The sequence below is a fragment of the Actinomycetota bacterium genome, assembly GCA_040905475.1.
Lineage (GTDB): Bacteria > Actinomycetota > AC-67 > AC-67 > AC-67 > DATFGK01.
Genome location: JBBDRM010000008.1, coordinates 1 through 10146 on the forward strand (window position 1 = coordinate 1; position 10146 = coordinate 10146).

Sequence of the window (10146 nt, forward strand, 5' to 3'; positions counted from 1 at the left end):
CGGGCCGCACGATCGCGAACATGCGCTCCTGCGACTCGCTGGTGAGGATCTCGAACGGCTCCATGTCGGCCTCGCGGAGCGGGACGGCGTCGAGATCGACCTCCATGCCGACGCGGCCGCGACTCGCCGTCTCGCTCGTCGCGCACGACAGCCCGGCGCCGCCGAGGTCCTGGAGGCCGACGAGCAGCTCGCGGTCGATGAGCTCGAGGCACGCCTCGATCGCGATCTTCTCCTCGAACGGGTCGCCGACCTGGACGCTCGGGCGCTTGGCCTCGGCCTCGGCGTCGAACGGCCGCGAGGCGAGCACCGACACGCCGCCGATCCCGTCACGGCCGGTCTTCGCCCCGAGCAGGAGACCGACGTTCCCGACGCCCTCCGCGCGTGCGCGCTGCACCCGATCGCGCGGCGCGATGCCGATGCACATGACGTTGACGAGCGGGTTGCCCGCGTAGCACGGGTCGAACTTCGTCTCGCCGCCGATCGTCGGGATGCCGATCGAGTTCCCGTACTGCGAGATCCCCGCGACCACGCCGCCGAGCAGCCAGCGGTTGCGATACGAGTCGGGCTCGCCGAACCGCAACGGGTCGAGGATCGGGCCCGGCCGCGCGCCGGTGGCGAGGATGTCGCGCACGATCCCGCCGACGCCGGTCGCCGCGCCCTGCACCGGCTCGACGGCGGACGGATGGTTGTGCGACTCCAGCTTGAACACCGCCACAAGGCCGTCGCCGATGTCGACCACGCCGGCGTTCTCGCCGGGGCCCATGACGACGTGCGAACCCTCGGTCGGCAACGTCTTGAGATGCACCTTCGACGACTTGTAGGAGCAATGCTCTGACCACATCGCCGCGTACATGGCGAGCTCGGCTTTGTTCGGCTCCCGGCCGAGCGTCGCGACGATGCGCTCGTATTCTTCCTCGGTCAGCGCGAGGGACAGCGCGAGCTCGAGGCCGGTCACTCGGGCACCATCCAGTCGTCGATCCCGAGGCCACAGTTGGAGCAGAAGAGGAACAGGACTTTCCGGACTCCTTCTCCGTCACTTTCCTGCGCGTCGAGGATCCGGTACTTGAGGAAACCTTCCAAGCTCGCACGGCAGCCGGGACAGACGGGCATCCCGGCTGGAACGGGTAGTTGCGAAGGCCGACCCACCCCCACACTCAGATGGGCCTCGCCCAGCGTGAACGACTCTGTCGATCCAACCGTTCGCCGAGGCGACCCACTACCGCCAAGGACTTCCATGACTCTCTGCCGCGCGGTGTTCAGGTCCAGTCCGAGCTGCACGAGAACCTGCGCAGCCACGCCTTCCCCTTCTCGGATGAGCCCGAGGAGGATGTGCTCCGTTCCTATGTGACTGTGGTTCAGCTGGAGCGCCTCACGCAGAGAGAGATCCAGAACCTTCTTCGCCCGCGGAGTGAACGGGATATGGCCTGTCGGCGGCGTTTGGCCGAGTCCGATGATCCGTACAACGCCATCACGGACCGACTCCAGCGAGATGCCGGACCCCTCGAGCACCTGCGCCGCAACGCCGTCGTCTACCCCTACCAGCCCGAGGAGGATGTGCTCGGTACCGATGTAGTCGTGGTTCAGCATCCTGGACTCCTCCTGCGCGAGGACGACGGCGCGTCTCGCGGAGTCGCTGAACCGCTCGAACATCACGCCTCGGCGCCGACCAGCGCGTCGATCAACGAGCCGAGGATCACGGCGCCGTCGGCGGAGCGGATCCCGGCCGACGCGTCCACGGCGTGCTCCGGGTGCGGCATCAGGCCGAAGACGTTGCCGCGCTCGTTCGAGACGCCGGCGATGTTCGCGGTCGCGCCGTTCGGATTCGCCTCTTCGACGACGTCGCCGGCCCGCGTCGCGTAGCGCAGGACGATCTGACCGCGCTCCTCCATCGAGCGCAGCTCGGCGGGATCGGCGACGTAGCGACCCTCGCCGTGCTTGATCGGGATCGTCAGGACGTCCCCGACCCGCGCCCGCGACGTGAACGGGATGGCGACGTTCTCGACCCTGACGTGCACCGCCTCGCAGATGAACGAAAGGCCCTCGTTCCGCACCAGCGCCCCGGGGAGCAGCCCCGCCTCGCACAGGACCTGGAAGCCGTTGCAGATGCCGAGCACGAGCCCGCCGTCGTTCGCGAAACGCACGACCGAGCTCATCGCCGGCGAGAACCGCGCGATGGCCCCGCACCGCAGATAGTCGCCGTAGGAGAAGCCGCCCGGCAGCACGATCGCGTCCACGCCGCGAAGATCGGCGTCTCCGTGCCAGAGCAACTCCGCGTTCGCGCCGAGCTGCTGCAGGGCCCACACCGCGTCGCGCTCGTCGTTCGAGCCGGGGAACTGGACGACGCCGATCCTCATCCGCACCCCTCCAGCCCGCCGCGACAGATCACGCCGGTGCCGTCCTCGAACGAGTAGATCACGTTCGGCAGCGCCAGGATCTCGCTGCCGTCGAGCTTGACCATCTGGAACCCGGCCGAACGCGTCACGACCTCCACGTGCACAGTCCCCTGCTCGAGGTCGGCGCGCTCGAACCGGGCGCCCACCAGGTACAGGACCAATTCGATGGTGTGATCGACGGCGAGGTCGGCGCTCTCGGGGATCGCCGCGCCCGGGTAGAAGTCTCCGACGCCTTCCGCGCTCCGAGCGCATCCGGAGAGTCCGTGACAGGGAACGAAGCGTGGACGCTTCGCCGTGGCGGGGTCGAATGCGGGGTCGTCCACCAAGACGCGGGCGGCCACGGCGCTGTTGCGATTCGCGGGGACATCGGCTTTGGGAGCCGCCGATCCCGAGCACGCGGCCAAGGCGCTTCCGGCCGCCAGAACCGCTGCCACCAGCCTCCTCACCGTGGGAATCCGGCGCGCACGAGCAGCTCGATCGCGCGCGTCTCGCCTAGCGTCACTATAGCTTGCGCGTCGACGCACCCGCGGCTGGGTTCGGCGGGTTCCCGGTAGACGACGCGGCACGCCTGAAGCTCCGCCAGCCGCGCCCCGAACTCTTGCGCGGCGGTCACCGGTCCTCCGGCGAAGAGGTGCCATCCTTCGTGGACGAGGAGCGGAGCGATCAGCGTCGGGTCGACGCTCGTGCGCGCCAGATCCACGTTGATCAGGATCCGTTTCACGGTAAGGTCGGTCGTCGATTGCTCGCCGGTGCGGGTGAGGATCCCGAAACGGATCCTCGCACCCGAGAGAGCGCGGATCGCCTGCTTGACCTCCTGCGGCTGGGTCTCGTCCTCGACCATCCGGCACAGGTTCAGCCGGAGGATGGAACGGATCCGGCCCTGCGCGGCCTCGCCCCCTTCGATCACGATCCCCGCAACGGCATCGCACGGCGGGTCGAAGACCGGCAACGGCGTCGGGATGTCGACCGGGATCGCGCGCACGACGTTGTGGGTGAACGTTCCAGTCGGCGGGCTGCGGCGCGAGCCGAGGTCGAGGTTGCGCGGGACCGGCGGGCTGACCATCAGCCACACCACGAGCCCGACGGCGGCCGCCGCCGTTCCCAGGAACGCGACCAGCAACGGCTTGGGCATCGACTCGCGGAACTTGATCCCGCGGCCGGGAGCTTCCTCGGTCATCTACCCGTTGCCGTCCTCGATGCGATAGCTGAAGTCCTCGATGACCGGGTTGGAGAGGAACCGGCGAGTCATCTCCTCGACGCGTGAGGCGATCTCTTTCGGATCGTCGCCCTCCACCTCGAGCTCGATGTGCTTGCCGATCCGCACGTCGTCCACGCCCTCGAACCCGAGCGACGGCAGGCTCTCCTGCACGGTCTTGCCCTGCGGGTCGAGGATCCCGTCCTTCAGCATCACGTCGATCGCGACACGCGCCTTCATCGGCGCAGCCACTCGTCGAACGAGCGGCCGGTGATGCGCTCGTACGCATCGACGTACTTCGCGCGCGTGTTCGCGACGACCTCGTCGGGAAGGTCGGGACCCGGCGGCGAGTGGTCCCAACCGCTCTCGTCGAGCCAGTCGCGGACGTACTGCTTGTCGTACGAGGGCTGCCCCCTGCCGGGCTCGTACTCCGAGGCCGGCCAGAAGCGGCTGGAGTCCGGGGTCATCACCTCGTCGATGAGGATGAGATCGCCGTCGATCACGCCGAACTCGAACTTGGTGTCGGCGATGATCACGCCGTGCTCGGCGGCGTGCTCCGCGCCGGACGTGTAGATCTTCAGCGTCAGGTCGCGCAAGGCTTCCATCGTCTCGCGGCCGGCGATCTCGGCGGCGCGCTCGAAGTTGATGTTCTCGTCGTGGCCGGTCTCGGCCTTGGTGGCCGGCGTGAAGATCGGCTCCGGCAACTTGTCGCTCTCGCGCAGCCCCTTCGGCAGCGCGATCCCACAGACCTCGCCGGTCTGCTGGTACTCCTTCCAGCCCGATCCGGAGAGGTAGCCGCGCGCGACGCATTCGATCGGCACCGGCTCCGCCTCCAGCACGAGCATCGAGCGGCCGCGCAGATAATCGGCATGGTCCTTGGCCTCGGGCGGGTAGTCGTCTACCTGCGTCGTGATCTCGTGGTTGCGGACCAGACCGGCCGTGCGCTCGAACCAGTAGGCCGACAGACCGGTCAGCACGGCGCCCTTGTCGGGGATCGGCGTCGGGAGAACGACGTCGTAGGCCGAGATCCGATCGGAGGCGACCATGACGATCCCCGCCGACGTGCGATACATGTCGCGGACTTTCCCTTGCTTGATGAGCTCGAGCCCTTCCAGTTTGGACTGCATTCCGCCCCCCCTAGATCCGTTCCAGCCGTTCGAAGATAACGCCGGCGTGGGTCAGGTACCGGCGCGGATCCATGATCTCATCCAGCTTCTTTTCTCCCAAGCGCTCGCGAACCGGCTCGTGCCCGAGCAGATGTTCGCGGAACGAGCCGCCTTCCTCCCACGTCTTCATGCCGGCCTGTTGGGTGATCGCGTAGGCGTCCTCGCGCGACAGCCCGGCCTCGACGAGCGCGAGCAGGACCGCCGCCGAGTACACGAGCCCCCCGCTGGCGTTCAGGTTCGCGAGCATCCGCTCCGGATACACCCGCAGACCGTCCAGGACGCGCGTCGCGGTGTGGAGGATGTAGTCGAGCGCGATCGACGCGTCGGGCAGGATCACGCGCTCGGTCGAGGAGTGTGAGATGTCGCGCTCGTGCCAGAGCGGAACGTTCTCGAGGCCCGGCGTCACCGCCGCGCGCACGACCCGGGCGAGCCCGCAGATCCGCTCGGACAGCTCCGGGTTGCGCTTGTGCGGCATCGCGCTCGAGCCCTTCTGCCCACGCGTGAACGGCTCCTCCGCTTCACGAACCTCGGTGCGCTGCAGGTGTCGGATCTCGGTCGCGATCTTCTCGCACGTCGCCGCGACGATCGCGCACGTCGTCAGGTACTCGGCGTGACGATCACGCTGGATGACCTGCGTCGCGGCGTCCTCCGCCTTCAGGCCGAGCTCGCCGCACACGTACTCCTCGACGAACGGGTCGACGGTCGCGTAGGTGCCGACGGGGCCGGCGATCTTGCCGACGCCGATCGCGTCCCGCGCGCGCACGAGCCGGTCGCGGCCGCGCGCGACTTCGAACGCCCAGACGGCGAGCTTCAGGCCGAAGCTGGTCGGCTCGGCGTGGACGCCGTGCGAGCGTCCCACGCAGATCGTGTCGCGGAACTCGAACGCGCGCCGCTTGAGCACGGCGAGCAGCTTCTCGGTCTTGGCGATGAGCAGGTCGGCCGCTTCGCGCAGTTGCAGCGCGAGCGCGGTGTCGAGCAGATCCGAGGAGGTCATCCCGTAGTGGATCCAGCGGCTCGCCGGGCCGACCTTCTCGCCGAGCGCGGTCAGGAACGAGATCACGTCGTGCTTGAGCGTCGCTTCGAGCTCCTCGACCCGAGCAGGATCGACCTCGGCGGCGTGCTCGCGGATCGCCGCCATGTCGGTCTCGGGGACGACGCCGAGCTTCGTCCACGCTTCGGCGGCGAGGACCTCGACGCGCAACCAGTGGCGGAACTTCGCGCGCTCCTCCCAGACCGCACCCATCTCCGGAAGCGTGTAGCGAGGGATCAAACGCCTCCCCCCGATGTGGCTCGCAGATAGGACTCGGACACCACAGCAGAGGCGGCTTCCTCGTCGTCCCAGCCGTCGGTCACCGTCTCCTTGCCTTCCAGGGTCTTGTAGACGTTGAAGAAGTGCTCGATCTCGACGAGCAGGTGCGGCGGGACCTGCTTGAGCGCGACGATCGGGCTCCACAGCGGGTCCGATACCGGCACGCAGAGGATCTTGTGATCGATCCCCATGTCGTCGCGCATCCGGAACACGCCGACCGGCCGCGCGTCGATCTCGCAGCCGGGGAACGTCGGCTCGGCTACGAGCACGAGCGCGTCGAGCGGATCGCCGTCCTCGCCGAGGGTCTGGTCGATGAACCCGTAGTCGGCCGGGTAGTGCACGCTCGCGAACAACGTCCGGTCGAGCCGGATCCGGCCGGTCTCGTGATCCATCTCGTACTTGTTCCGCGACCCCTTCGGGATCTCGACGATGACGGTGACCGACTCGTCCATCACGCGTTCCCTCTCGACCACTCCTCGGACGATGTCAGACAATGTGACGACACTTTGTCTGACACGCTTCCGAGCACCCGAGTCGGGTCGGTCATAGACGCAGCCCCTCGGCGAGCTGGTCCTTGAACTCGCCGAGCTTCTTGCGCAGATCGTCGTCGCCGGCCGCGAGGATCTGCACCGCCAGCAAGCCCGCGTTCGCGCCCCCGTCGATCCCGACCGTGGCGACCGGGACGCCCGACGGCATCTGAACCGTCGACAGCAGCGCGTCCATCCCGTCCATGACCCCGCCCGACAACGGCACCCCGATCACCGGAAGCGCCGTGTGCGCGGCGACGACCCCAGCGAGGTGGGCCGCGCGACCGGCGCCGGCGATCAGCACACGCAATCCGCGCGCCTCCGCCTTCGACGCGTAATCGCGGACGCGTTCGGGCGACCGGTGGGCGCTCATCGAATCCATCTCATACGAGACGCCGAACCTTTCGAGCAACGCGGCCGCGTGCCCCATCTTGTCCTTGTCCGACGGACTTCCGTAAACGATGCCGACCAGTGCCGTTGTCATCTAGCTCCTTCCGCTATGTCCTTTCGGTAGTGCATGCCATCGAAGCGGATCGATGCGACGGCTTGGTACGCGCGGTCCCGCGCAACTGCCAGATCGCTGCCCAGCGCGCTCACCCCCAGCACGCGTCCCCCGGCCGTAACGATGCGCCCCTTCCGCCGGTCCGTGCCGGCGTGGAAGACCTCGACCCCGCGCATGCGCTCGACCGCGTCGATGCCGTCGATCGGGACACCCGTCTGGTAGCGGCCGGGGTAGCCGCCGCTCGCGAGGACGACCACGACGCACGCGTCGTCGGTCCACCTCGGCCGGTAGAGGTTCAGGTTCCCCTCGACGCAGGCGAGCAGCAGCTCGGCGAGGTCGCTCGTCAGCCGGGGGATGATCGCTTGGGTCTCGGGGTCGCCGAAGCGGCAGTTGAACTCGATCACCTTCGGGCCGTCGGCGGTGATCATCAGTCCGCCGTACAGGCACCCGACGAACCGCGAGCCGGCCTCGTCCAACGCGCGCACGGTCGGCGTGAAGATCTCACGCACGGCCCGATCGACGACGTCGGCCGGCATCTGCGGCACCGGGCTGTACGCCCCCATCCCGCCGGTGTTCGGCCCGGTATCGCCGTCGAAGGCTCGCTTGAAGTCTTGCGCCGGCACGAGCGGCAGCACGGTGCGCCCGTCGGTGAGGCAGAGGATCGACAGCTCCTCCCCTTCCAGGAACTCCTCGATCACGACGGTCGCCCCGGCTTCGCCGAAGGCTTGATCCACCAGACAGATGCGAAGCGCTTCTTCCGCCGCCTCGCGGCTTTCGGCCACGGTGACTCCTTTGCCGGCCGCGAGCCCATCGGCCTTCACGACGACCGGCGAGCCGAACCGGTCGAGCGCGGCGAGCCCTTCCTCCATCGTCGCCACCGTCTCGCTGCGCGCGGTGGGAACGCCGGCCTTGGCCATGAGCTGCTTCGCCCACGCCTTCGAGCCTTCGATGCGCGCGGCAGCCTTGCTCGGCCCGAAGACGGCGTGGCCCCGTGCCGCGAGCTCGTCGGCGAGACCGGCGACGAGGGGCGCTTCCGGGCCCACGATCGTCAGGTCGATCCCGTTCGCGTCGACGAAGTCGGCGAGCCCGTCGACATCGGCGATGTCGAGCGGCTCGCACTGGGCGATCTCGCCGATCCCGGGGTTGCCCGGCACCGCGAAGATCTTGTCGACGGTCGGGTTCTGTCCCAGCTTCCAAGTGAGCGCGTGCTCGCGCCCGCCGCCGCCCACGACGAGGACCCTCATGCGACCGGCACCGGCTCGCGACGCACCGTCTGATCGCGCGACGGCCCCACCGAGACCAGGGTCACCGGGACGCCGGAGACCTCCTCGATCCGGCGGACGTACTCCCGTGCCTCGACCGGCAGGTCCTCGAACGAACGCGCCCCGGAGATGTCCTCGCTCCATCCGGCGAGCTCCTCGTAGATCGGCTCGCACTTGTGGAAGATCGTCTGATGGGGCGGGAACTCGTCGTAGGTCTCGCCCTGATAGCGGTACGCCGTGCACAGCTTCAGACGCTCGAAGCCCGACAGGACGTCGAGCTTGGTGATGAACAGGTCGCTCAGGCTGTTGAGGCGCGCGGCGTAGCGAAGGAGCACGGCGTCGAGCCAGCCGCAGCGGCGCTTCCGGCCCGTCGTTGTGCCGAACTCCATTCCGCGCTCGCCGATCCGGTCGCCGTCGGGCCCCGTGTCCTCGGTCGGGAACGGCCCCGAGCCGACGCGCGTCACGTACGCCTTCGCGATGCCGATCACGCGGCCGATCTCGCGCGGGCCGATCCCCGCGCCGGTCGTGGCGCCGCCGGCGATCGGGCTCGAGGAGGTCACGAACGGATACGTGCCGTGATCGACGTCGAGCAACGTCCCCTGCGCGCCCTCGAACAGCACCCGACGGCCGCCGCGGAGCGCCTTCCAGACGACCAACGAGGTGTCGCCGATATACGGGGCCAGCCGGGCCGCGTAGCTTTCGTACTGGGCGATGATCGTCTTCGAATCCAGCGGGAGCCGGTTGTAGATCTTGCTCAGGATCGCGTTCTTCTCTTTCAGGGCGACTTCGAGCTTGGCGGCGAAGATCTTCATGTCGAGCAAGTCCTGGACCCGCAGCCCGATCCGGGCGGCCTTGTCGGCGTAGGCCGGGCCGATCCCGCGTCGCGTGGTGCCGAGCTTGGAGCGGCCGAGGTAGCGCTCGGTGACCTTATCGATCTCGAGGTGGTAGGGCATGATCAGGTGAGCGTTGCCCGAGACGAGCAGCCGCTCGCACGAGATGCCCTGCGCGGTGAGCGCGTCCATCTCCTCGAGCAGTGTCGCCGGGTCGACCACGACGCCGTCGCCGATCACGGGCGTCACATTGGGGTGCAGGATGCCGCTCGGGATCAGGTGCAGCGCGAGCCGCACGTCGCCGGTTACCACCGTGTGCCCGGCGTTGTTCCCGCCCTGGTAGCGGACGATCAGGTCCATCTCGCGGGCGAGGATGTCGGTGATCTTGCCCTTGCCTTCGTCTCCCCACTGCGCGCCGACGAGCACGGTCGCGGGCATGGTCAGCGCTCCTCGGATCGTTGGGGGTAAGGCTCGGCGGCCCGGACGCGGCGGCCCGGGCTACGGGGCCGAAGTGGAACAGGTCTCAATGCATCGCAGAAGACGGGGTTGCGCCGTGCTGAGTATATCCCGGGAACGGCGTGCGGGGCCGTCTCCGGCCCCGCCGATCACTCGCGTCGGTTAGCGCTCGAGGCGGAAACGGATCCGTACGTGTGTGTGGTACTCCTTGACCTTGTCGCCCTCGACGATGGCGGAGGTCTCCATGACCTCCATGCCCTCGATCCCGCGGAGGGTCTTGGCCGCTTCCTGCAACGCGGCGTTCGCGGCATCGCGCCAGGACTCGGACGACACGCCCACGAGGTCGATGCTCTTGATGACCGACACTCCTACCCCCTCGCTCGCGGCCACGCCGTGGCCGCAACGGCAACGGGGCTCATCCTAACGAGCGCGACGCGTTGACCGCACCTCGGGCTGCGGGTTTGACTGACGACGATGACCTTCTCGATCGTGGCCCGGGGGGGGGG

12 protein-coding genes and 1 pseudogene are annotated in these 10146 nt (G+C 68.5%); all 13 read right to left on the reverse strand.

The genetic code is table 11. The annotated features are described in order from the left end of the window. Positions 1 to 955 (reverse strand): AIR synthase related protein (locus tag WEB06_00695; GenBank protein ID MEX2554133.1); only part of this gene is annotated, 955 nt, incomplete at its 3' end. Positions 956 to 1224: 269 nt separating this feature from the next. After that, positions 1225 to 1650: pseudogene (locus WEB06_00700) on the reverse strand (Clp protease N-terminal domain-containing protein). Then, positions 1650 to 2354 (reverse strand): phosphoribosylformylglycinamidine synthase subunit PurQ, encoded by a 705-nt coding sequence (gene purQ / locus WEB06_00705; protein MEX2554134.1) that lies wholly within the window; start codon positions 2352 to 2354, stop codon positions 1650 to 1652. Before purQ ends, WEB06_00700 begins: the two are co-directional and overlap by 1 nt. After that, positions 2351 to 2839: a hypothetical protein gene (locus WEB06_00710; protein ID MEX2554135.1), complete on the reverse strand. Its 489-nt coding sequence runs from the start codon at positions 2837 to 2839 to the stop codon at positions 2351 to 2353. The genes purQ and WEB06_00710 overlap by 4 nt, the downstream gene beginning before the upstream one ends. Continuing rightward, positions 2836 to 3570, reverse strand: a complete 735-nt coding sequence (locus tag WEB06_00715) for a hypothetical protein (GenBank protein MEX2554136.1) — start codon at positions 3568 to 3570, stop codon at positions 2836 to 2838. Before WEB06_00715 ends, WEB06_00710 begins: the two co-directional genes overlap by 4 nt. Beyond that, positions 3571 to 3828 carry a phosphoribosylformylglycinamidine synthase subunit PurS gene (purS, locus tag WEB06_00720; protein ID MEX2554137.1) on the reverse strand — a complete coding sequence of 86 codons (258 nt, stop codon included), beginning with the start codon at positions 3826 to 3828 and terminating at the stop codon, positions 3571 to 3573. Further along, on the reverse strand, positions 3825 to 4715 hold the full coding sequence (locus WEB06_00725) for a phosphoribosylaminoimidazolesuccinocarboxamide synthase (GenBank protein MEX2554138.1): 891 nt from the start codon (positions 4713 to 4715) through the stop codon (positions 3825 to 3827). Before WEB06_00725 ends, purS begins: the two co-directional genes overlap by 4 nt. A 10-nt stretch (positions 4716 to 4725) precedes the next feature. Further along, positions 4726 to 6024, reverse strand: coding sequence for an adenylosuccinate lyase (gene purB / locus WEB06_00730; GenBank protein ID MEX2554139.1), 1299 nt, complete (start codon positions 6022 to 6024; stop codon positions 4726 to 4728). Continuing rightward, positions 6021 to 6515, reverse strand: coding sequence for an inorganic diphosphatase (locus tag WEB06_00735; GenBank protein MEX2554140.1), 495 nt, complete (start codon positions 6513 to 6515; stop codon positions 6021 to 6023). The genes purB and WEB06_00735 overlap by 4 nt, the downstream gene beginning before the upstream one ends. 91 nt (positions 6516 to 6606) lie before the next feature. Next, on the reverse strand, positions 6607 to 7074 hold the full coding sequence (purE, locus tag WEB06_00740; protein MEX2554141.1) for a 5-(carboxyamino)imidazole ribonucleotide mutase: 468 nt from the start codon (positions 7072 to 7074) through the stop codon (positions 6607 to 6609). Next, the gene (purD, locus tag WEB06_00745) at positions 7071 to 8336 is read right to left on the reverse strand and encodes a phosphoribosylamine--glycine ligase (protein MEX2554142.1); all 1266 of its coding nucleotides are present in this window, start codon (positions 8334 to 8336) and stop codon (positions 7071 to 7073) included. The genes purE and purD overlap by 4 nt, the downstream gene beginning before the upstream one ends. Then, a complete protein-coding gene (locus WEB06_00750) occupies positions 8333 to 9622 on the reverse strand; it encodes an adenylosuccinate synthase (protein MEX2554143.1) in 1290 nt (429 codons plus the stop codon). Before WEB06_00750 ends, purD begins: the two co-directional genes overlap by 4 nt. A 180-nt stretch (positions 9623 to 9802) precedes the next feature. Continuing rightward, positions 9803 to 10006 carry a dodecin family protein gene (locus WEB06_00755; GenBank protein MEX2554144.1) on the reverse strand — a complete coding sequence of 68 codons (204 nt, stop codon included), beginning with the start codon at positions 10004 to 10006 and terminating at the stop codon, positions 9803 to 9805. Positions 10007 to 10146 lie beyond the last annotated feature (140 nt).

Coding starts and splice junctions, on each gene's coding strand:
- purS (MEX2554137.1), bottom strand. CDS start 3,828: ATGAAGGCGCGTGTCGCGATCGACGTGATGCTGAAGGACGGGATCCTC.
- WEB06_00725 (MEX2554138.1), bottom strand. CDS start 4,715: ATGCAGTCCAAACTGGAAGGGCTCGAGCTCATCAAGCAAGGGAAAGTC.
- purD (MEX2554142.1), bottom strand. CDS start 8,336: ATGAGGGTCCTCGTCGTGGGCGGCGGCGGGCGCGAGCACGCGCTCACT.
- purQ (MEX2554134.1), bottom strand. CDS start 2,354: ATGAGGATCGGCGTCGTCCAGTTCCCCGGCTCGAACGACGAGCGCGAC.
- WEB06_00735 (MEX2554140.1), bottom strand. CDS start 6,515: ATGGACGAGTCGGTCACCGTCATCGTCGAGATCCCGAAGGGGTCGCGG.
- WEB06_00715 (MEX2554136.1), bottom strand. CDS start 3,570: ATGACCGAGGAAGCTCCCGGCCGCGGGATCAAGTTCCGCGAGTCGATG.
- WEB06_00750 (MEX2554143.1), bottom strand. CDS start 9,622: ATGCCCGCGACCGTGCTCGTCGGCGCGCAGTGGGGAGACGAAGGCAAG.
- purE (MEX2554141.1), bottom strand. CDS start 7,074: ATGACAACGGCACTGGTCGGCATCGTTTACGGAAGTCCGTCGGACAAG.